Origin of the sequence: Variovorax trehalosi (assembly GCF_051216415.1) — a bacterium.
Lineage (GTDB): Bacteria > Pseudomonadota > Gammaproteobacteria > Burkholderiales > Burkholderiaceae_C > Variovorax.
In genome coordinates this window covers 171,573-193,265 of the sequence record NZ_JBPJZG010000003.1, presented here as the reverse complement: position 1 = coordinate 193,265, position 21,693 = coordinate 171,573, and the positions used below count along the sequence as shown (strand labels likewise).

At 67.1% G+C, this 21,693-nt stretch carries 19 protein-coding genes; 11 read left to right on the top strand and 8 right to left on the bottom strand.

All coding sequences use genetic code 11. From position 1 onward, the window contains the following. Window positions 1–57 precede the first annotated feature (57 nt). Window positions 58–873, bottom strand: a complete 816-nt coding sequence (locus ACSFA7_RS12880) for an IclR family transcriptional regulator (protein ID WP_435499728.1) — start codon at window positions 871–873, stop codon at window positions 58–60. Window positions 874–970: 97 nt separating this feature from the next. Here ACSFA7_RS12880 and ACSFA7_RS12875 point away from each other — a divergent pair, with 97 nt between their 5' ends. Then, a complete protein-coding gene (locus tag ACSFA7_RS12875; protein WP_435499727.1) occupies window positions 971–2,596 on the top strand; it encodes a GMC family oxidoreductase in 1,626 nt (541 codons plus the stop codon). Window positions 2,597–2,647: 51 nt separating this feature from the next. Continuing rightward, window positions 2,648–3,988: an MFS transporter gene (locus ACSFA7_RS12870; protein WP_435499726.1), complete on the top strand. Its 1,341-nt coding sequence runs from the start codon at window positions 2,648–2,650 to the stop codon at window positions 3,986–3,988. Window positions 3,989–3,994: 6 nt separating this feature from the next. On the opposite strand, the gene ACSFA7_RS12865 is transcribed toward ACSFA7_RS12870, so the two are convergent. The 3 genes from ACSFA7_RS12865 to ACSFA7_RS12855 are packed head-to-tail and all read right to left on the bottom strand — an operon-like array spanning window position 3,995 to window position 5,843. After that, a complete protein-coding gene (locus ACSFA7_RS12865) occupies window positions 3,995–4,630 on the bottom strand; it encodes a DUF6134 family protein (protein WP_435499725.1) in 636 nt (211 codons plus the stop codon). Continuing rightward, the gene (locus ACSFA7_RS12860) at window positions 4,627–5,433 is read right to left on the bottom strand and encodes a DUF1295 domain-containing protein (RefSeq protein WP_435499724.1); all 807 of its coding nucleotides are present in this window, start codon (window positions 5,431–5,433) and stop codon (window positions 4,627–4,629) included. Before ACSFA7_RS12860 ends, ACSFA7_RS12865 begins: the two co-directional genes overlap by 4 nt. Further along, entirely contained in the window at window positions 5,430–5,843 is a 414-nt protein-coding gene (locus tag ACSFA7_RS12855) for an SAM-dependent methyltransferase (RefSeq protein ID WP_435499723.1), read from the bottom strand. Before ACSFA7_RS12855 ends, ACSFA7_RS12860 begins: the two co-directional genes overlap by 4 nt. A 277-nt stretch (window positions 5,844–6,120) precedes the next feature. Here ACSFA7_RS12855 and ACSFA7_RS12850 point away from each other — a divergent pair, with 277 nt between their 5' ends. Then, window positions 6,121–7,140 (top strand): LysR family transcriptional regulator, encoded by a 1,020-nt coding sequence (locus ACSFA7_RS12850; protein WP_435499722.1) that lies wholly within the window; start codon window positions 6,121–6,123, stop codon window positions 7,138–7,140. Here ACSFA7_RS12850 and ACSFA7_RS12845 read toward each other — a convergent pair. From ACSFA7_RS12845 to pdxR, 4 genes are all read right to left on the bottom strand, one after another. After that, window positions 7,058–7,906 (bottom strand): ABC transporter permease subunit, encoded by an 849-nt coding sequence (locus ACSFA7_RS12845; protein WP_307648883.1) that lies wholly within the window; start codon window positions 7,904–7,906, stop codon window positions 7,058–7,060. The genes ACSFA7_RS12850 and ACSFA7_RS12845 overlap by 83 nt on opposite strands. A gap of 40 nt (window positions 7,907–7,946) precedes the next feature. Then, a complete protein-coding gene (locus ACSFA7_RS12840; RefSeq protein WP_176659782.1) occupies window positions 7,947–8,735 on the bottom strand; it encodes a taurine ABC transporter ATP-binding protein in 789 nt (262 codons plus the stop codon). Between the two features lie 17 nt (window positions 8,736–8,752). Beyond that, complete coding sequence (gene tauA / locus ACSFA7_RS12835) at window positions 8,753–9,760, bottom strand: taurine ABC transporter substrate-binding protein (RefSeq protein ID WP_435499721.1); 1,008 nt, start codon at window positions 9,758–9,760, stop codon at window positions 8,753–8,755. A gap of 840 nt (window positions 9,761–10,600) precedes the next feature. Next, a complete protein-coding gene (gene pdxR, locus ACSFA7_RS12830; protein WP_435500217.1) occupies window positions 10,601–12,139 on the bottom strand; it encodes a MocR-like pyridoxine biosynthesis transcription factor PdxR in 1,539 nt (512 codons plus the stop codon). Between the two features lie 152 nt (window positions 12,140–12,291). On the opposite strand from pdxR, the gene ACSFA7_RS12825 reads away from it, so the two are divergent. The 8 genes from ACSFA7_RS12825 to ACSFA7_RS12790 all read left to right on the top strand — a co-directional run bounded on the left by ACSFA7_RS12825 (window position 12,292) and on the right by ACSFA7_RS12790 (window position 21,685). Continuing rightward, window positions 12,292–12,696, top strand: coding sequence for a nuclear transport factor 2 family protein (locus tag ACSFA7_RS12825; RefSeq protein WP_435499720.1), 405 nt, complete (start codon window positions 12,292–12,294; stop codon window positions 12,694–12,696). Window positions 12,697–12,809: 113 nt separating this feature from the next. Continuing rightward, window positions 12,810–14,222, top strand: coding sequence for an NAD(P)/FAD-dependent oxidoreductase (locus ACSFA7_RS12820; RefSeq protein ID WP_435500216.1), 1,413 nt, complete (start codon window positions 12,810–12,812; stop codon window positions 14,220–14,222). Between the two features lie 197 nt (window positions 14,223–14,419). Continuing rightward, window positions 14,420–16,018 (top strand): ABC transporter substrate-binding protein, encoded by a 1,599-nt coding sequence (locus ACSFA7_RS12815; RefSeq protein ID WP_435499719.1) that lies wholly within the window; start codon window positions 14,420–14,422, stop codon window positions 16,016–16,018. 10 nt (window positions 16,019–16,028) lie between these two features. Then, on the top strand, window positions 16,029–17,006 hold the full coding sequence (locus ACSFA7_RS12810) for an ABC transporter permease (protein ID WP_435499718.1): 978 nt from the start codon (window positions 16,029–16,031) through the stop codon (window positions 17,004–17,006). Further along, window positions 17,003–17,923: an ABC transporter permease gene (locus ACSFA7_RS12805; protein WP_435499717.1), complete on the top strand. Its 921-nt coding sequence runs from the start codon at window positions 17,003–17,005 to the stop codon at window positions 17,921–17,923. The genes ACSFA7_RS12810 and ACSFA7_RS12805 overlap by 4 nt, the downstream gene beginning before the upstream one ends. Continuing rightward, entirely contained in the window at window positions 17,923–18,975 is a 1,053-nt protein-coding gene (locus ACSFA7_RS12800) for an ABC transporter ATP-binding protein (RefSeq protein ID WP_435499716.1), read from the top strand. Before ACSFA7_RS12805 ends, ACSFA7_RS12800 begins: the two co-directional genes overlap by 1 nt. Continuing rightward, a complete protein-coding gene (locus ACSFA7_RS12795; protein WP_435499715.1) occupies window positions 18,972–20,009 on the top strand; it encodes an ABC transporter ATP-binding protein in 1,038 nt (345 codons plus the stop codon). Before ACSFA7_RS12800 ends, ACSFA7_RS12795 begins: the two co-directional genes overlap by 4 nt. Beyond that, window positions 20,006–21,685 carry an amidohydrolase gene (locus ACSFA7_RS12790; RefSeq protein WP_435499714.1) on the top strand — a complete coding sequence of 560 codons (1,680 nt, stop codon included), beginning with the start codon at window positions 20,006–20,008 and terminating at the stop codon, window positions 21,683–21,685. The genes ACSFA7_RS12795 and ACSFA7_RS12790 overlap by 4 nt, the downstream gene beginning before the upstream one ends. The last annotated feature ends 8 nt before the right edge of the window (window positions 21,686–21,693 follow it).

The following is a 21,693-nucleotide window of genomic DNA, read 5'->3' as shown; positions in this document are numbered from 1 at the left end:
GGCCGGGGGACATTCGCGGAGGGGAGTACCCGGTGGCCTGTGCGCGCGCCCTGAACCTCAGAGTAGCCCGCTCATCTTCCCCGCGGCCGCCTTCAACGCATCGATGCGCTTGACCGCCTCCTCCATCGACATCCGCGCCGTCGGCGCATGCACCGCCAGCGCCGCGCGCACTTCGCCCGCCGCATCGCGCACCGGCACGGCCACCGCCACCAATCCCGCGATGAACTCTTCGCGGTCGCGCGAGTAGCCGCGCTTCGCGATCTCGTCGCACTCGGCGCGCAACGCATCGGCCTTGGTGATGGTGTTGGCCGTCATGCGTTCGAGCGGCAGGTTGTCGATGAGCGCGTCGCGCGCCTTCTTCGGCATCAGCGCGAGAAAGAGCTTGCCGCTCGCGGTGCAATGCAGCGGCACGTGCGAGCCCACATCGAGCGTGAGGCGCAGCGGCCACTGCGCCTCGACGCGGTCGAGGTACAGCACCTGCGCGCCATCGAGCGTGGTGAGGTTGCAGGTCTCTCCCACCTGTCGCACGAGCTCGGACAGCACCTCGTGCCGCAGCCCGCGCACCACGCCGTGGTTCAGCGTATCGAAGGCGAGCTTGCGCAACGCCGGGCCGACGCTGAACGAGCGCTCGTCCACATCGCGCGCCAGGAACCCCGTCGCCAGCAACTGCGTACAGATGCGATGCGCCGTGCCCTTGGGCAGCCCGAGCTGCGCGGCCAGTTCAGCCAGCGTCAACGCCCGGCCTTCATTGGCCAACAGCGCCAGCAAGCGCAGGCTGCGCTCGGCCGACGAACCGGAGGCCGACTCCTCGACAAGAGGGGCGACAGGAGCGGCAGGAATCACTTCAACAGGCGCGCGCGCGGCTCGTGGCATGCGGGTAAACCTTAAAAATGGAACATTGCGTTCCGAAAAACAATAACCTAGGATGCGGCGGATCGGAAGCAATTGTTCCACTCCCCGGATGCCAAGCATGCGTGATGAAGAGTTCGACTACATCGTCGTCGGCGCCGGATCGGCCGGCTGCGTGCTGGCGGGCCGGTTGAGCGAAGACCCCGCCACGCGCGTGCTGCTGCTGGAAGCCGGGCCGCCCGACCGGTCGCTCTGGATTCATCTGCCCATCGGCTACGGCAAGACCATGTGGAGCCCCACCTACAACTGGCGCTTCGAGACCGACCCCGACCCGAACATGAACGGCCGCCGCATCTACTGGCCGCGCGGCAAGACGCTGGGTGGTTCGAGCGCGATCAACGGCCTCATCTACATCCGCGGCCAGCGCGAGGACTACGACCACTGGGCCGCACTCGGCAACGCAGGCTGGGGCTACGACGACGTGCTGCCCTACTTCATCAAGTCCGAAGGCAACCAGCGCGGTGGCGATGCCTTCCACGGCGGCGACGGGCCGCTGAAGGTGTCGGACATCGCAGCCAGGCACGAACTCATCGAAGCCTTCATCGGCGGCGCGCAGCAGACCGGCGTGCCCCGCACCGAAGACTTCAACGGCGCTGCACAGGAAGGCGCGGGCTACTACCAGCTGACCACGCACAGGGGCTGGCGCTGCAGCACGGCGAAGGCGTACCTCACGCCCGCGAAGCACCGCGCCAACCTGCGCATCGAGACCGATGCGCTCGCGAGCAAGCTGGTGTTCGAAGGCAAGCGCGCCGTCGGCGTCACCTACAGGCAAGGCGGCGAGCTCAAGACCGCGCGCTGCCGCGCCGAGGTGCTGCTCTCTGCCGGCTCGATCCAGTCGCCGCAGCTGCTGCAGCTCTCGGGCATCGGGCCGCGCGCGCTGCTCGATCGATTCGGCATTCCTGTCGTGCATGACCTTGCCGGCGTGGGCGAGAACCTGCAAGACCACCTGCAGATCCGCCTCGGCTACGAGTGCGCGAAGCCCATCACCACCAACGATCAGCTCAACTCGTGGACGGGCCAGATCGGCATGGGCATGGAATGGCTGCTGCATCGCACCGGCCCGCTCGCAGTCGGCATCAACCAGGGCGGCTGCTTCATGCGCGCGCTGAAGGACGAGCACGGCAATCCCGTGGCCGCGACGCCCGACATCCAGTTCCACGTTGCCACGCTTTCGGCCGACATGGCGGGCGGCAAGGTGCACCCGTACTCCGGCTTCACGATGTCGGTGTGCCAGTTGCGGCCCGAGTCGCGCGGGCACATCCGCATCCGCTCACTCGATGCGGCCGAGCCGCCCGAGATGCAGCCCAACTACCTCGCCACTGAACTCGACCGCGCGACCACCGTGGCCGGCGTGAAGGCCGCGCGCGCCATTGCCGATGCGCCCGCGATGCGCCCCTACGTGAAACGCGAAGTGAAGCCAGGCCCCACGGCCGCGAGCGACGAAGACCTGCTGGAGTTCTGCCGCAACAACGGCGCCACCATCTTCCACCCCACCGGCACCTGCCGCATGGGCAGCGACGCGCTCGCCGTCGTCGATGCGCGCCTTCGCGTGCAGGGCATCGCGGGCCTGCGGGTCATCGATTGCTCGGCGATGCCGACGCTGGTGTCGGGCAACACCAACGCACCCGCCGTGATGATGGCCGAGAAGGCCGTCGACCTGATCAGAGAGGACGCCAGGGGTTCCTGAAATCAAAGGCCCGCAGAGGCCGCTCGACAACAACGCATTGGAGACAAACACATGAGCGCAACCGACGAGAAAGCGATTCGCAGGGTGGTCATCTCCGCCCTGGTGGGCGCCACCATCGAGTGGTATGACTTCTTTTTGTACGGCGTGGTGGCCGGCATCGTGTTCAGCAAGCTGTACTTCCCGGGCAGCGACCCGGTGGTGTCGGTCCTGCTGGCCTACACGACCTTTGCGGTGGGCTTCGTCACGCGGCCCTTGGGCGGCGTGATCTTCGGCCACTTCGGCGACAAGATCGGTCGCAAGAGCATGCTCATCATCACGCTGATGATCATGGGCGTGGCCACCTTCCTCATCGGCCTCGTGCCCACATATGCGCAGATCGGCATCGCGGCGCCCGTGCTGCTCTTGCTGCTTCGCATCGCACAGGGCATTGGCCTGGGCGGTGAATGGGGCGGCGCAGTGCTCATGGCGTATGAATACGCACCGAAGGACAAGCGGGGCTTCTATGCGTCGCTGCCGCAGATCGGGCTGGCCATTGGCTTGTGCCTGGCCTCGGGCGTGGTGGCGCTGCTGTCGTCGCTGCTCACCGACGAACAGTTCATGTCGTGGGGCTGGCGCATCGCGTTCCTCATCTCGGGCGTGATGGTGCTGGTGGGCATGTACATCCGCCTGCACGTGCAGGAAACGCCCGAGTTCGCGGCGGTGAAGGCGCGCAACGCGGAGCTGCGCATTCCGTTCATGGACATGATCCGCCGCTACCCCGGCAATGTGCTCAAGGGCATGGGCGCGCGCTACATCGACGGCGTGTTCTTCAACATCTTCGGCGTGTTCTCGATCAACTACCTCACCAGTACGATCAAGATCAGCCGCACCGATGCACTGCTGGGCGTGATGGCGGCAGCGATCGTGATGATCTTCTTCATTCCCTTCTTCGGCCGGCTCTCCGACAAGATGGGGCGCGGCAAGGTCTACATGTGGGGCTCGCTCATCACCGCGGTGTCGGCATTTCCGGGCTTCTGGCTCATGACGAACAGCGGCGGCAACGTGCTGCTCGTGTGGCTCGCGATCATCGTCCCGTTCGGCATCTTGTATGCCTCGGTGTACGGGCCCGAAGCCGCGCTGTTCTGCGACTTGTTCGATGCGAAGGTGCGCTACACGGGCATAAGTTTCGTCTACCAGTTCTCGGGCATCTTCGCCTCGGGCATCACGCCGATCATTGCGACCGCGTTGCTGAAGTCGGGTGGCGGGGAGCCGTGGCAGATCTGCATGTATGTGCTGTTCGCAGGGGTGGTGTCGGCGCTGTGTGCGTGGATGATCGGGCGCAGTCCGTCGCCAGCGGATGCGGTCGATGCGGTCGATGCGGCGGATGCGGCAGTGCCGGTTGCATCGCGCTGACGCGCTCTACTTCAGGCGGTAGCTGAGCTTGCGGCCACCGCTCACGGTGGAGTCCAGGCCGATCCACTCGCCCTCTCCCGAGTACCAGATGTCGATCGGCTGCGCCGGCGTCGCGATGCGCCAGCGCGTGGCCGCGACCTGCTGGCCGCGCACCTCCACCGTGCCGCTGCCGGTGCGGCTCACCTGCACGGCTTCGAGCTTGCCGCTTTGCGAATTCAGCAGGCGCTCCTGCTTGCGGATGGCGGGGTTCCAGTAGGCGAAGCTCATCACGCAACCATCGACCGATTGCGTGCCCTTGGCCGTGGTGACTGTGAGCGCGCTGTCGCCGGTCGCGCTTGCATCCACCTTCTCTGGCGTGCCGTCGTCGTCGGTCTTCGATGCAAGCTGGCGCAGGCAATCGCCGCGCCACTGCTCGATCGCCGAATGGCGGTAGCGATAGACCGTGACGCCCAACAGCTTGACCGCGAACTGCGCCTCGCTGGTCAGCTTGCGCTCTTCGCCGTTGGCGGCGAGCGCGAAGCGGTGTTCGCCGATGGGCGAATCGTCGAGCAGCACGCGGAAATTCCATTCGCCGCTGGTGGGGCCGGCGGCCGAAGCAGCGCCGCACCACAAGGCGGCCAGCACGAAGAGCGTTTTTCTCATGAGCGATTCCGGTGGTTGCGCACCGGCCCGGGCACAAAGGCGTTGGTGCGTGCGATGTAGTCGCGATAAGCGGGCCGGCGCTCGCCGATGTCCTCTTCGAGCATGCGCACGCCGGAGACCTTGAGCAGCAGCCAGGTCATGAGCAGCGGCGAGACGACGGTCCACGCACCGCTCCAGCCTGTGCCGCCGATGGCGATGAGCCACAGGCCCCACCAGACACAGGCCTCGCCGAAGTAGTTGGGGTGGCGCGTGTAGCGCCAGAAGCCGCGGTCCATCACCTTGCCTTCGTTCGCGGGGTCGGCCTTGAAGCGCGCCATTTGCGCGTCACCGATGGCCTCGAAGAAAAGGCCGAACAGCGCGAGCACGATGCCGGCGAGGTCGATCCATCCCATCGGCTGCACCGCCGCCATGCCCGGCAGGAACGGCGCGGAGACGATCCACGCGAGCACCGCCTGCAGCGCGAACACGAGGTACAGGCTCTTGAACGCGAAGCCCGGCTGGTTGCGCGCGCGCATCGCCTGGTAGCGGCAGTCTTCGCCGTGCCCCCAGTTGCGCCAGGTGATGTAGAGGCAAAGCCGTACCGCCCACGCCGTGCCCAGCACCGCCATGCACAGGCCACGCGCCGTGTGGCCCGGCAACAGCACGAAATAGACGAGGCCCGCGCCGACGATGCAGACGGACCAGACGCGATCGACCAGGCTCACGTCATGACGCGCGAGGCTGACGAGCCAGGTGAGCAGCACGACCAGCGCAGTCCATGCGAGTCCTGCGAATGCGATGCCAGTCCCTCCCACTGTCGTCATGCGCGACGCTCGAAGAGGTAGTGGCTCACCCACCAACGCTGCCCGCCATCGATGAGGCCGGCGCGCTCGCAGGTGGCGGTGAGGGCGGCGGATTCGGCTTGCTCCAGCGTCTGGGTGCCTTCGGGCCAGTAGCAGCTGCTGTATTTGCGGTGGTTGCCAAGGATCTGGGCGAAGAAGGCGGCGGGGACTTCGTAGTGTTGTTCGTTGGCTTTTTCCGGCAACGGTGCCATATGCGCGGATCGCATCTGGGTCAGGAAGTCTTGGGTGAGATCGGCTGTCGCGAGGGGGTTGCCGGCGTGGAGTTCAGTCAGGCGCTCTTTCAGGAGACGGCGGATGCCTCGGCGGATGAAGGGGTCGGGGATTAGGCCTTTTTCTGCCCAGTGCAGGGCGAAGGTGAGGTCTTGGGGCATGGGCGATTCTCCTCAGTGAGCAGGTCAGAGTGCGTGCAGCTGGCACCTGTACGCAGCGGGATGCGTTTTGGATGAGCCCGGCCTTTCGAAGAAAAGTGTCGCGCAGACGGTTTGGCGTCGCAGTGATTTCAACGGGATGCCAGCCCCGGTCATGATTTCTTCTGACATGACCGGCACAGCATGGCCACGAAGTACTCGCCATTCGAGAGCGGACGGCAAAAGGCGATGCCCCTACTGTCCATGGCCCCTCCCCCGATGCTGGAACAATGCCCCCACCATGGACGGCCTCGACCTCATCAAAACCTTTCGCGAAGTTGCCTTCCGCCGCAGCTTCTCCCGCGCCGCCGATTCGCTCGGCATGTCCAAGGCCACGGTCAGCCGCTATGTGGCCGAACTCGAAACGCGCAGCGGCGTGCGCCTGCTCAATCGCTCCACCCGCTCGCTGAGCCTCACCGATGCCGGCCAGGTACTGCTCGACCGCAGTACCGAGCTGGTGGCAATGGCCGAGAACACGCTCAACGACCTGCAGGCGCACGGCTCGCACCCCAAGGGCCGCCTGCGCATGAGCGCGCCGAACGGGATGATCGCGGGCTGGCTCTCGGATGTGATGGCCTCTTTCATCAATCTCTATCCCGACGTGTACGTGAGCCTGGTGTTCACCAACCGCGACATCGACCTGATCGAGGAAGGCATCGACATCCACCTGACGGGTGGGCGCATCGACGACATGAACCTGATCGTGCGCCGGCTGGTTCAGTACGACATGGTGGTGTGCGCCTCGCCGGCCTATTGGGCGCGGCGCGGCATTCCGCAGGTGCCCGAGGACGTGGGCCGCCACGACATCCTGAGCTACGCGTCGATGCCGACCACGCACCTGCCCTTCGAGACCGACGGCAAGCCGCACGAGGTGGCGGTTCACAGCCGCATGGAGGCCAACGACGCGATGGCGCTCATCGAGCTGGCGCTGCGCGGCGTGGGCGTGGCCTATGTGCCGGAGCCGCTGGCGCAATCGCACCTGGAGCGCGGTGCGCTGGTGCCCGTGCTGCGCGAGCACATGCCGCGCGACCACTGGCTGTATGCGGCCTATTCACAGCGCCGCCACAACAGCGCGGCGATGCGCGCGATGCTCGACTTCCTGGAGAAGTCGATGGAGCCGCTGGGCGACCCGCCCACGATGCCGGCATCGCCACCGGCGTCACCGGTCTCGCCCCCTGTTACATGCGCCCTTTCCAGGGCACAAGACGTCGCTCGAGCCACCGCATCAGCAGGTCGAACAGATAAGCCACCACGCCAATGACGATGATGCCCATGATGACGATGTCGGTGCGCAGGAAGTTCGACGCGTTCAGCACCATCTGACCGAGGCCCATGTTGGCCGCGACCATCTCGGCGGCCACCAGCGTGGTCCAGCCGAAGCCGATGGCAATGCGCATGCCCACGAGGATGTCGGGCAGCGCCGAAGGCAATATGACATGGCGAATCACCTGCATGTAGCTCGCGCCCATCGAGTACGCGGCATTGATCTGCTCCTGTGAGGCGCTCCGCATGCCCGAGCGCGCGGCCAGCGCCAGCGGCGCGAAGCAGCTCAAGAAGATCAGCAGCACCTTGGGCAACTCGTCGATACCGAACCAGATGATGATGAGCGGCAGGTACGCGAGCGGCGGCAGCGGCCGGTAAAACTCCAGCGGTGGATCGAAGATGCCGCGCCAGAAGCGGCTCATGCCCATCGCGATGCCCACCGGAATGGCCGTGGCGCACGCAAGAAAGAAGGCCGAGAACACGCGGAACATGCTCGCCAGGAAGTGCTGCCACAGCGGCTTGTCGTTGGCCTGGCCGGTGAGGTATTCGTAGAACTGCTGGAACACGGCCTGCGGCGTCGGCAGGAAGAGCGGCTTGACCCAGCCCATGTTGGTAACGACGAACCACAGCACGACCAGCGCCACCACGGTGACCACGCTGATGACGACGCTGGAGCCCTCGCCCGGCACCTTGAAGGCGCTGGTCTTGAGCTTGGCACCGGGTGCGGGCGGCGGCGATGCGGCGGGTTTCGAAGGCGGCGTCATGGCAGCAACGGCAACAGCATTGGGCGATGCGATGGTGACCTCAGGCATGGGCGGCCTCGCGATGGTGAATGATCGACAAGACCTCTTCGCGCATGCGGATGAATTCGGGCTCGGACTTCACCTTGCGCGAATCGCCGTGCGAGAGGTATTGGCGCGAGAACGGCACGTTGTCGTAGACGTGCGAGATGCGCCCCGGGCTCGGGCTCATCACAATGAGCCGCGTCGCGAGGAACAGCGCCTCTTCCACCGAGTGGGTGATGAAGAACACCATCTTGTTCGACTTGGACCAGGCCTTGAGCAGGATCTCCTGCACCTGCTCGCGCGTGAACGCATCGAGCGCGCCCATGGGTTCGTCCATCAGCAGCACGGCCGGGTCGCTGGCAAGCGCGCGCGCAATGCCCACGCGCTGCTGCATGCCGCCCGAGAGCTCGTACACCGCGCGGTCCGCGTACTGCTGCAGGCCGACGAGTGCGAGCTTGTCTTCGGCGATGCGATCGCGCTCGGCCTTGCCCATGCCGGCCAGGCGCAGGCCCAGTGCCACGTTGTCGCGCACGTTGAGCCAGGGCATGAGCGCGTGCTTCTGGAACACGACGCCGCGGTCCGCGCCGGGGCCGACCACGGGTTTGCCGTCGAGCAGGATCTCGCCAGTCGATGGCGGCAGGAAGCCCGCGATGCTGTTGAGCAGCGTCGTCTTGCCGCAGCCCGAAGCGCCGAGCGCCACGACGAAATCGCCGTCGTGCATCGTGAGGTTCACGGGCGCCAGCGCCTGCAGCGTGCCGCCCTTGACGGCGTAGTTGACCGTGAGGTCGCGGATGTCGAGCGTGGGCATCGGATGTGCGCCCGCTCTTACTTGCCCATGGCCTTGTCGACGTACACGGTGGTCACGTAGGCGCCGTAGTCGGGCTTCACTTCCTGCACGCGGCCCTGTTCCTTCAGGAAGGCTGCAGTGCCCGCCATCGCCTTGGCCGCGCCACCGCCGAGCCACGTGGGCGAGACCTGCTCGGCCATGGTGGGGAAGGTGTAGAGCGCCATGGCGGCGCCCACGTCCTTCGGGTCGGCCTTGGTCCACTTGGCCATGGCCTTGGTCTGCGGCGAATCGGGTGTCCAGCTCTTGCCGGTGGCCTTGTATTCCTCGTTAGCGCGATTCAGTGCTTTCACGAACGCGATCATGAAAGGCTCGTTGGCGGCGGCCCACTTGGCGTTGACGACGATGCCTTCGAAGGTCGGCGCGCCGCGCTTGCCGATGCTGCCCGAGGTGGCGATGGTCTTGCCCGTGCCCTTGATCTTGGAGAGCACCGGGTCCCAGATGAAGGTAGCGTCGATGTCGCCGCGCTCCCATGCGGCGGCGATTTCCGGCGGGCGCATGTTCATCACGTTGACGCTCTTGGGATCGACGCCGTCCATCTTCATGCCGGCCATGAGCTGGTAGTGCGCGGTCGAGACGAAAGGCGTGGCCACTTTCTTGCCCGCGAGGTCCTTCATGCTGTTGATGCCCGACGCGTTGCGGGCGATGAGCGCCTCGGCGTTGGCGATGTCCGCCGAGATCCAGAAGAGCTTGATGTCCTGGCCCTGGCTGGCTGCGGCGGTGAGCGGGCTGGAGCCGGTTTCGCCCATCTGCACGTCGCCTGAAGCCATCGCGCGGATGACGTCGCCGCCGCCCGCGAACATGCGCCAGTTGATCTTGTAGCCGGTGGCTTTTTCGACCTCGCCGGATTCCATGACCAGGCGCAGCGGGACGAGCATGTCCTGGTGGGCGAAGGTGAGTTCCTTGGTCTGTGCGTTCGACATGCCGCACAGGGTGAGGGCGGCGGACAGGATGGCGAGTTGGAGGGGGAGACGGCGGGACGGGGTCATCGGGTTTCTCCATTGGGTGAATCGGAGCGACTTTGCGCTTAACGACTGCAGCAAGGAAGTACCAGCGGGGTTGGGGGGATGGAGCCAGCTTGTCCGTGAATACCCTTGTTCTGGTGCATATGGCACTCAGACGGGGCGTCTGGGGCTTTTTCTTCGCCCCCTGCGGCCCAGGGGTTGATGAGGGATGTGCTTTCTTTTGCCTTCCGAGGCCGGGTCTCGGCCCGGCGGCCGACCTACTTTTCTTTGCTTCGCCAAAGAAAAGTAGGCAAAAGAAAGGCGACCCTGCTGTCTGCGTCCCTCCGCTTCGCTGCGGGCAACCTGCGGTGCTCACGTTTCGCGGGGTCTCGCCCAAACTCGCTTCGCTCAAACAAGGGCGAGCCCTGATCCGCGAAACGCTCCGCTCCTCGGCGCATACAGAAGGGCTTTGGGGACCGACACGCCATCGCTGCGCTCGGCGCTTGAACGCCTCACGGGCCTTTGCTTCGCTCGGCCGCGGTGCCCTCACCCCAGCCCTCTCCCCAAGGGGAGAGGGAGCAAATCCCTGGACCGAGCGAAGCAAAGGCCCGATTGCAAGCCGAGCAAAGCGATGGCCCGTTGGTTGCCCCCTCCCCTCTGGCTGCGCCGAGGAGCGCAGCGGTTCGCGGATCAGGGCTCGCAGCTGTTTGAGCGAAGCGAGTTCTGCGAGACCCCGCGAAACGCGAGCACCGCAGGTTGCCCCGTAGCAACGCGAAGGGGTCGCAGACAGTGGGGTCGCCTTTTCTTTGGCTACTTTCTTTTGGCGAAGCAAAAGAAAGTAGCTCGCCCGCCGGGGCGAAACCCGGCCTCGGAAAGCAAATTAATTCAATGCGTTCGAAGCCCCGCGGCCCGCTTCTCGCCGCGCGCCAACGCCAACTCTTCCACCGCCATCCCCAAAGCCCGAATCCCAGCCGGAATCTGAGAAGCAGCAATAGAAGACAACCTCAGACGAAAGAACGGACAAGGATACGGAGGCCGAGCAAAGAACACGTCCCCCGCCTCGATCAGCACCCCGTGGTTGCGAGCCATGAGAGAAAGCTCGTTCGCATCGACCCAAGTAGGCGCCTGCACCCAAATCGAAGCCCCTCCAGAAGGCAGCCGAAACTCGAAATCCGGCAAATGATCCCGCAGCGCCTGCGCAGCAATCGCCAACCGCTCCTGCATCGCAGCATTCACCCGCCGCGCATGCGACTCGTGATGCCCCAGCGAAAGAAACAGCGCATACGCGTGCTGCAAAAACGCACTCGGATGCCGCACCATCGCATGCCGGATCAACCGCAATTCCTTGATCAACGCGCGAGGCGCCACGATGAACCCCAGCCGCAAAGCAGGCGACAAACTCTTCGACACCGACCCCACGTAAATCACCCGCCCCGTCTTGTCGAGACTCTTCAAAGCAGGCATCGGCGCCCCTTCGTACAGGTTCTCCGCCTCGTAGTCGTCCTCGATGATCACGAAGTCCTGCAGCTCGGCCTTGCGCAGCAGCCACTGCCGCCGCTCCAGGCTCAGCGTGGCGGTGGTCGGGCTCTGGTGCGAGGGCGTGACGAACAGGTAGTCGGCGGCGGGCAGCGCATCGACCACGAGGCCGTCTTCATCGACATCGACCTCCACCCACTTGGGCTGCCGCAGCGAGAAGCTGTTGCGCGCGTGCGGATGGCCGGGCTCTTCCAATCCCACGCGGGTCTGCCCGTCGAACAGTGCCTCGGCCAAAAGGTAATACGCATGCTGCGCGCCCATGGTGACGAGGATCTCTTCCTTCAGCGCGAACACGCCGCGCCTGGGCAGGAGGCGGGTGCGGATCTGCTCGATGAGGTCGGGCACGTCGTCGGTTTCGAAGTCGGGCGTCCAGTGCGGCAGTTGCGAGCGGGCCAGGCTGCGCGCGCAGCATTCGCGAAAGTCCTCGGTCGGAAAAAGCTGCGGGTCGTAGTTGCCGTAGACAAAAGGGTACGGGTAGTCGCGCCACCTGTCCGGCTTCGACAGCGTGGGCTTGTCGACCAGCGAGCGCAGCACGCGGCCCGACCAGTCGGGCGGCTGGCTCGCCTGGCCGCTGCGGCCGACCAGCGGCTCGGCATGCACCGCGGAGAGCGGGCGCGCGTTGTGCGCCACGAACACGCCGCTGCGCGGGCGCGCTTCGAGAAAACCTTCGTCGATCAGTTGCAGGTACGCCGAGGTGACGGTGTTGCGGCTCAGCCCGAGCAGCGCCGCCAGTTCGCGCGACGAGGGCAGCGGCGCGCCGGGCGCGAGGTGCTCTTCGAGGATGGCCTGCACCACGGCGGTTCGCAGGCGCGCCTGCAGCGGCAGCGCCGGTTGGTCGGGCAGCGCAAAAAGCTGCGCCCACTGGGTGGATCGCGGGTTCGGGGGCATGGTGCGCCGCAGTTTAGGACAGGCACCCCCTTCGTGGTGCCCCGGCAATGCCCGATGGCGTTCTGGCTCGGTCGAATCACCCCATCTGGCCCTATCGCGCCGCCACCCGGCTGCCTACGCTTGTGCCATTCATTTCCGCTCCGGAGTTCCGCGTGACAGTCCAACCTTCTTCTTCAGTGACCACCGACACCCTCGCCGCCTTCAGCGACGCCTGGAACCGCCACGACATCGACGCGCTGATGGGCTTCATGACGCCGGACTGCATCTTCCAGACCGCTGCAGGCCCGGATGCCTGCGGCGCCCGCCATGTAGGCACAGAAGCCGTGCGCAAGGCCTTCGCGGGCGCCTGGCAGGCAGTGCCCGATGCGCAGTGGATCAACGGCCAGCACTTCGTGCACGGCGACTTCGGCACCTCGCAATGGACCTTCACCGGCACCGCCGCCGACGGCAGCCGCATCGAGACGGACGGCATCGACGTCTTCACCTTCAGGGACGGAAAGATCCATCTGAAGAACGTGTTCCGGAAGGCAAGGCCGAACCTGCCGGCAGCGAAGTAGCTGGGCGGCAACGACCTGTCTTCCTCACCTGGAGCCCTCTCATGACCATCGCAGCAGGGACCGCCCGATTCAACAGTGACGCCAGCGCCGCGACCATCGACGGCGCCGCCCCCATGCAACCACCGCAAGACCCGTTCCGCCCCTACGACCCGCAATACGACCCGCTGCTCGCGCCCGACCCCGGCGCCGGCCGCGCGTACGCGCCCACCTGGTGGGTGGCGAGCGCGGGCACGCCGCCCGAAGACGACGGCCCCTTGCTGCAGGACATCGACGTGGACGTCGCCATCATCGGCTCGGGCGCCACGGGCATGGCGACGGCGCTCTACCTCGCGGAGGAACACGGCATCAAGGCGACGGTGCTCGAAGCCAACCAGGCCGCGTGGGGGTGCTCCAGCCGCAGCGGCGGACAGGGCCAGAACGCGAGCGGGCGCCTGAAGCGCTCGCAGTGGATCGAGCGCTGGGGCCTGGACACCGCGAAGAAACTCGATGCCGAGATCCGCAAGGGCTTCGAGAATTTCCGCCACCTCACGACGCAGATCGATTGCGATGCGTTCGACGGCGGCCACCTCTACCTTGCGCACCGGCCCGAGAAGCTGGTCGGTCTGGAAGCCGAGGCCCGCCTGATGCGCGAGACCTTCGGCTACGCCACCCGCATGATGGGCACCGAGGAACTGCGGCGCGACTACTGCGACGAGCGCGAGGCCAAGGGCGCGATGTTCGAGGCCGAGGGCGTGGGCATCCATCCGCTGAAGTTCACCTTCGGCCTGATGCGACGGGCGCGCGCGCTGGGCGTGACGGTGCACACCTCGAGCCCGGTGCAGGGCTGGCACACCATCGACGGTGTGCACCACCTGCGCACACCCGCCGGCACGGTGCGCGCGCGCCGCGTGGCGGTGTGCACCGGCGGCTACACGGGGCAGGCGCTGAGTCCGATGCTCAAGAACCGGATCATGCCGATCCTCTCGAACTCGGTGGTGACGCGACCGCTCTCCGATGCGGAGCTGGCCGCGACCAATTTCAGGTCGCACACCTTCCTCACGGACACGCGCACGCTGCGCTTCTACTACCGGCTGCTCAAAGGCAACCGGCTGCAGATCGGCAGCCGCAGCGCGGTGAGCGGCGCGGATGCCGAAGACCCGGTGCACCTGAAGCTGCTGACCGATGCGATCGCGCGCAAGTTTCCGCCGCTCACCGACATCCGCATCGACTACTCGTGGTGGGGCTGGGTCGACATGAGCCACGACATGATGCCGCGCATCACGCAGCCCGACGCGGCCAAGAAGATCTGGTATGCGGTGGGCTACGGCGGCAACGGCGTGTCGTTCTCGACCTGGGCCGGCAAGCGGCTGGCCGAGCGCATGGCGGGCAAGGACGCGGGCAAGGATGTGTTCGAGCTGCCGATCTACCACTCGCCGCTGCCGTTCCCGAATGTGATGGGGCTGGTGGAGTCGCGCGCGTTCGCGCCGTTCCGGCGCATCGGGCAGCGCGCGCTCTACAAGTGGTACTGGTTGCGCGACGAGAAATAGGCGGGCCGCGCACCGCCCGCGCGCATTCACCGAAGTGGCGCATGCCGCTGGTGCACAACGGGGCAAACCCGTGGCTTCTGGCCCTGCGAGTCGCGGGCAATTGGCTCTTCGCCCCTGCGCGGCCAGCGCCTATCTTCGACGCCAAGGCCCGAGCGGCCGAAGCCTGTTGCCTGTGTCGAACTTCCAGAGGTCCTGCCATGTCCCTTCCCCGTTTCACGCGCCGTGCCACCCTGCTCTCGGCCGCCTCGGTGGCCGCGAGCGCGCTGCTCCCGCTGCCCGCATCGGCCGCCGACGAGCCCAGGCGCGGCGGCACGCTGGTGATCGGCAGCACGCAGACGCCGCGGCACCTGAACGGCGCGGTGCAGTCGGGCATCGCGACCGCGATGCCCTCCACGCAGATCTTCGCGAGCCCGCTGCGCTTCGACGACAAGTGGAACCCGCAGCCCTACCTGGCCGAATCGTGGAAGCTCGCCGACGATGGCAAGTCGCTCACGCTCAAGCTGCGCAAGGACGCGGTGTTTCACGATGGCAAGCCGGTCACCTCGGCCGACGTGGCGTTCTCGGTGATGGCCATCAAGGCGAACCATCCGTTCACCACCATGCTCGGCCCGGTCGAGAAGGTGGAGACGCCCGATGCGCAGACGGCCATCATCCGCATGAGCGTGCCGCACCCCGCCATCGTGCTGGCGATGTCGCCGGCGCTGTGCCCCATTCTTCCCAAGCACATCTACGGCGACGGGCAGGACCTGAAAAACCATCCGCGCAACTCCACCGACGTGGTCGGCTCGGGCCCGTTCCGCGTGACCGAGTTCAAGCCCGCGCAGCGCATCGTGCTGGAGCGCTTCGACAAGTTCTTCCTGGCCGGCAAGCCCTACCTGGACAAGGTGATCGTCAACGTCACGCCCGACATGGCCAGCCTCATGCTGGGCCTGGAGCGCGGCGACATCCAGATGCTGCCCTTCGCCACGCTGCCCACGGACCTGCGCCGCATGGCGACGGACCCGAAGGTGTCGCTCACCCCCAAGGGCTACGACGGCATCGGCGCGCTCAACTGGCTGGCCTTCAACACGGCGAAGAAGCCGCTCTCGGACGTGCAGGTGCGCAAGGCGATCGCGACGGCCATCGACAAGAACTTCATCGCCAAGGCGCTCATGGGCGGCTTCGCGACCGTCTCCGACGGCCCGCTGGTGGCCGCGAGCCCCTTCGCGGTGAACGACCTGGTGCGCTATCCACTGGACCTGAAGAAGGCCGGCGAGATGCTCGATGCTGCCGGCTACAAGGCAGGCGCGAACGGCGAGCGCTTCAAGCTCACCATCGACTACCTGCCGGGCGCCGACGACCAGCAGAAGAACGTGGCCGAATACATCCGCGGCCAGCTCAAGAAGGTGGGCATCACGGTGGAGGTGCGCGCCTCGGCCGACTTTCCGGCGTGGGCCAAGCGCCTGGCCTCGCATGACTTCGACATGTCGATGGACCTGGTGTTCAACTGGGGCGATCCGATCATCGGCGTGCACCGCACGTACCTGTCGACCAACATCAAGCCGATCATCTGGACCAACACGCAGTCGTATGCCAACCCGAAGGTGGACGAACTGCTCAACACCGCGGGTGGGCTGATCGATCCGACCCAGCGCAAGGCCTACTACGCGACCTTCCAGAAGATCGTGACGGACGACCTGCCGATCGAATTCATCAACCAGGTGCCCTACCACACCATCGCAAGCAAGAAGCTGGGCAACGTGCCCGCCACCATCTGGGGGCCGCTCTCGCCGATGGACGAGGTCTACTTCAAGTAGGGCGGGCGCCATGGGCACGCTTCGCTTCGCTGCCTCGCGACTGCTCCAGGCCATCGGCCTGGTGCTCGCGGTGGTGGTGCTCAATTTCGTGCTGGTGCACGCCGCGCCGGGCGACCCGGTGGAAACCATCGCCGGGGCCAGCGGCGGCATGTCGCCCGAGCTGATGGCGCAACTGCGCACGCAGTACGGGCTGGACCAATCGCTGCCGGTGCAACTGGGCGTGTACCTCGGCAAGGTGGCGCGGGGCGACCTGGGCTACTCGTACTTCTTCAACCTGCCGGTGACGGCCATGATCGCCGAGCGCGTGCCGGCCACGCTGCTGCTGGTGCTCAGCGCGGTGCTGCTGGCCTTCTTCGTGGGCACGGCGCTGGGGGTGCTGTCGTCGCGCAAGCCCAACGGCTGGCTCTCGCAGTTCATCACGGTGCTGTCGCTGGTGGGGTTCGCGGCGCCGGTGTTCTGGCTGGGCATCATGCTGGTGATCCTGCTGGCGTCGGTGTTCCCGATTCTTCCGGTGGCGGGCATGCGCTCCATCGATTCCACCGGCGGCGGGGGCCTGAAGGATGTGCTCGACGTGGCGCATCACCTGGTGCTGCCCACGCTCACGCTGAGCCTGGTGTACCTCGCGCAGTACAGCCGCCTTGCGCGCTCCTCGATGCTGGACGTGCTGGGCTCGGACTTCATCCGCACCGCGCGCGCCAAGGGGCTGGCCGACCGGGTGGTGCTCTACAAGCACGCGCTGCGCAACGCGCTGCTGCCGGTGGTCACGGTGCTGGGGCTGCAGTTCGGCAACGTGCTGGCCGGCGCCATCCTGGTGGAGACGGTGTTCAACTGGCCGGGCCTCGGCCGGCTGGCCTTCGAGTCGGTGCTGCGGCGCGACTACCCGACCATCCTGGGCGTGCTGCTGTTCTCCTCGGTCGTGGTGGTGGTGATGAACCAGCTCACCGACCTCTGCTATCGCTTCATCGACCCGAGGATCAAGGCCTCATGAGCAAGGTGATCACGATGCCTTCTGTCGCCGCCGCATCTTCGAAGACACCCAAGGCCGCGCCCGCGGCAGTGCGGGTGGAGCACCCGGGCACGGAAGCGATGCGCATGTTCCTGCGCAACCCCGCCGCCATCGCCGGCATGGTCATGCTGGTGTTGATGCTGGCGGTGGCCATCGCCGGGCCCTGGCTCTATCCGGCCGATCCGTTCGAGATCAAGACCGCGCCGCTCACCCCGCCCTTCAGCGAAGACGCGTGGCTGGGCAGCGACTACCTCGGGCGCGACGTGCTCACCGCGCTCATCTACGGCGGGCGCGCCACGCTGCTGGTGGGCGCGGTGGCCGCGCTGCTGTCGGTGGTGATCGGCATCACGCTCGGTGCTTTCGCGGGCTACTACGGCGGCAAGGTCGATGCCGCGCTGATGAAGCTCACCGAGTTCTTCCAGGTGCTGCCCGCCCTGCTCTTCGCTATGGTGGTCGTCACTCTCTTTTCGCCCACTCTGGTGACGGTGACGCTGGCCATCGGCATCGTCAGCTGGACCGGCACCGCGCGCCTCACGCGCGCCGAGTTCATGAAGTACCGCGGGCTGGAATTCGTGCGCGCCGAGCGGGCCATCGGCGCGCGCGACGCACGCATCATCTGGAAGGTGATCCTGCCGAACGCATTGCCGCCGCTGGTGGTGTCGGCCACGCTGGCCATCGGCGCGGCCATCCTCTTCGAGGCGGGCCTGTCGTTCCTCGGCCTCGGCGACCCGAACCAGATGAGCTGGGGCCTCATGATCGGCTCGAGCCGGCAGTACGTTCTGTCGTGCTGGTGGGCGGTGGCCTTTCCGGGCGCGGCGATCTTCATCACCGTGCTGGCCGTGAGCCTCATCGGCGACGGCCTGAACGATGCCCTCAACCCCAAGCTGAGGGAGCGCTGATGGCCACGAGCAACGACGACGCATTGCTCCGCGTGCAAAACCTGCACGTCGAGTTCAAGACCCGGCGCGGCCAGGCGCTGGTGCTCAACGGGGTCGACTTCGAGATTCGCGCCGGCGAAACGCTGTGCGTGGTCGGCGAGTCGGGCTGCGGCAAGAGCATGACGGCGCTGGCGCTGCTGCGGCTCATTCCCTCGCCGCCGGGGCGCATTCGCGACGGCCGCGTGCTGTTCCAGGGCGAAGACCTGGTGCAGGCGAGCGATGCCCGCATGCGCGAGGTGCGCGGCAACCGCATCTCGATGATCTTCCAGGAGCCGATGACCTCGCTGAACCCGGTGTTCACCGTGGGCGACCAGATCGGCGAGTCGCTGCAGCTGCATGCCGGCATGAACGCGCGCGAGGCGCGCGAGCGCACCGTCGAGATGCTGCGCCAGGTGGGCATTCCGGCGCCCGAGCGGCGCGTGGACGAGTACCCGCACCAGCTCTCCGGCGGCATGCGCCAGCGCGTGATGATCGCCATGGCGCTGGCCTGCCGGCCCGACATCCTCATTGCCGACGAGCCCACCACCGCGCTGGACGTGACGGTGCAGGCGCAGATCTTCGACCTGCTGCGCGCGCTGCAGCGCGAGAAGGGCACGGCCATCATGCTCATCACGCACGACATGGGCGCGGTCGCGGAGATGGCCGACCGCGTGATGGTGATGTATGCCGGCCGCGTCATCGAACAGGGCACCACCGAGCAAGTGCTGTCCGAGCCCGGCCACCCCTACACGCGCGGCCTCATCGACTGCCTGCCCGAACTCGGCAGCAGCGCGGCCCGGGAAGGCGACGTGCGCGAAGACCTCGCCGAGATCGCGGGCGTGGTGCCCTCGATCTGGGAGCTGGGCACGGGCTGCGCCTTTCGCGAGCGCTGCCCGCGCGCCATGGACCGCTGCGCAGCCGAGGTGCCGCCGATGTTCGCGGTGACTGGCGAAGTGGCGGCCGGCACGCCGCATGGCGCAGCCTGCTGGCTGCATGCCGAGACCCTCGAAGCACGCGAACGGGAGGCCGCATGACATTCATCGGCAAGACCGACACGCTGCTTTCGGTCGAAGACCTGAAGGTGCACTTTCCGCGCGGCAAGTCCGGCTGGGGCCGCAAGCCCGAGGTGGTGAAGGCGGTGGATGGCGTGTCGTTCGCGGTGCGCCGTGGGAGCACGCTCGCGGTGGTGGGCGAATCGGGCTCGGGCAAGACGACGACCGCGTTGGCGGTGATGCGGCTCGCACCCGTCACCTCTGGCCGCATGCAGCTGGGCGACACCGACCTGGGCGCGCTGCAGGGCGAGGCGCTGCGGCAGGCGCGCACGCGCATGCAGATCATCTTCCAGGACCCGTTCTCCTCGCTCAACCCGCGCGAGCGCGCGGGCGCGGCGGTGCGTGCGCCGCTGGACCTGATGCGCGTCGGCACGCCCGAGGAGCGCACCCGCCGCGTGGCGGAGCTCTTCGAGGCCGTGGGCCTTCGGCCCGAGCAGCAGCACCTGTTTCCGCACCAGTTCTCGGGCGGACAGCGCCAGCGCATCAACATCGCGCGGGCGCTGGCCACCAACCCCGAGCTGGTGGTGTGCGACGAGCCGGTGTCGGCGCTGGACATCGCGATCCGCGCGCAGATCCTCAACCTGCTCGCGCGGCTGCAGCTCGAGCTGGGGCTGACCTACCTTTTCATTTCGCACGACATGGCGGTGGTGGAGCACATCTGCGACGACATCGCCGTGATGTACCTTGGCCAGATCGTCGAGCGCGCGCCGCGGCGCAGCTTCTTCGCGCGGCCGCTGCATCCGTACAGCGTGGCGCTGATGTCGGCCGTGCCGACCGTGAGCGGCGGGCGCCGCCGCGCCGCGAATCGCATCAAGCTGAGCGGCGATCCGCCGAGCCCCATCGATCCGCCCAAAGGCTGCCGCTTCGCGGGGCGCTGCCCCGTGGCCGAGCCGGCCTGCGCGGCCGAGCTGCCGCCGCTGCGCGAGGTCGCGCCCGATCACTGGGTGCGCTGCAGGCGCGTCGACATCGTCGACGGCTTGCCGCACCCGCCTCTTTCGATTCCAGAGTCGCCATGAGTCCAAACAACGCAACCACCGTCTACTCCGCCCGCAAGATCATCACCATGAACCCGATGCAGCCGCACGCCACCCACGTGGCGGTGCGCGACGGCCGCGTGCTGGCCGTCGGCGCGCTCGCGGACATGCAGGCCTGGGGCGCGTTCACTCTGGACGAGCGCTTTGCCGACAAGGTGCTGATGCCTGGCCTCGTCGAGGGCCACTGCCACCTGAAGGAAGGCAGCATGTGGGACTGGACGTACCTCGGCTGGTTCGACCGCCGCGACCCGATGGGCAAGGTGTGGCGCGGCCTGCGCTCAATGGACGAGGTGGTGGCGCGCCTGACCGAAGTCGCGGCGAAGATGACCGCCAACGGCGTGCCCGACACCGAGCCGCTCATCGCCTGGGGGTTCGACCCGATCTACTTCGGCGGCGAACGCATGACGGTGCGGCACGCGGACCGCGCGAGCGCCACGCGGCCCATCGTCATCGGCCATGCCAACGGCCACCTGATGAACGTGAACAGCGCGATGCTACGCATCGCCGAGATCACGCGCGACAACGAGGTCGAGGGCGTGGTCAAGTTCGCCGAGGGCACGAGCGAAGGCGAACCCACCGGCGAGCTGCAGGAGCCGGCCGCCATGTTCCTGGTGCTGCGCAAGATCGGCAACGCCGGCCTTCTCGCGCCGATGACCGAGGCCGGCGTGCGCTCCTTCGCGAAGCTGGCCTGCCTGCAGGGCGTGACCACCGCGACCGACCTGGTGAACAAGCTCACGCCCGAAGACTGCGGCGTGCTGGAGACGACGACCGGCGACGACGGATTCGGCGTGCGCATCCTCCCCGCATTCCAGGCCTTCCACGGCACGCACGGCGCCGCCCTCGGCGCGGAGCACGTGAAGAGCCTCGTGCCGCGCAACACCGACCGCCTGCGCTACGGCCTCGTGAAAATGATGCTCGACGGCTCGATCCAGGGGTTCTCGGCGCGGCTGCGCTGGCCGGGGCATTTCAACGGCGCGCCCAACGGCATCTGGGTCACGGCGCCCGCGCAGTACGAGGCCGACTTCGAGACCTACCACCGCGCCGGTCTCACCATCCACACGCACACCAACGGCGACGAGGCGAGCGAGGTGGCCATCGATGCCATCGAACGCGTGCTCGCGCGCGCGCCGCGGCCCGACCACCGCCACACGCTGCAGCACGGCCAGATGATCGACGCGCCGCTGTTCCGCCGCATGGCGTCGCTCGGCCTGTGCGCGAACCTCTTCGCCAACCACATCTGGTACTGGGGCGACCAGCACTACGAGATGACCATGGGTCCCGACCGCGCCAACCGGCTCGATGCCTGTGGCAGCGCACTGGCCGCGGGCGTGCCGCTGGCCATCCACTCCGACGCGCCGGTCACGCCGCTCGGGCCGCTCTTCACCGCGTGGTGCGCGGTGAACCGCGTGACGCCCAAGGGCCGGCTGCTGGGCGAGGACGAGCGCATCACCGTGGCCGAGGCGCTGCGCGCCATCACGCTCGGCGCGGCCTGGACGCTGAAGCTCGACGGCGAGATCGGCAGCATCGAGTGCGGCAAGCGCGCCGACTTCTGCGTGCTCGAAGACGACCCGCTCGAGATGGACCCGATGGCCCTGAAGGATGCGCGCGTGTGGGGCACGGTGCTCTCGGGCCGCGTCTTCAAGGCGCAATACGCTTGAGCGGGACT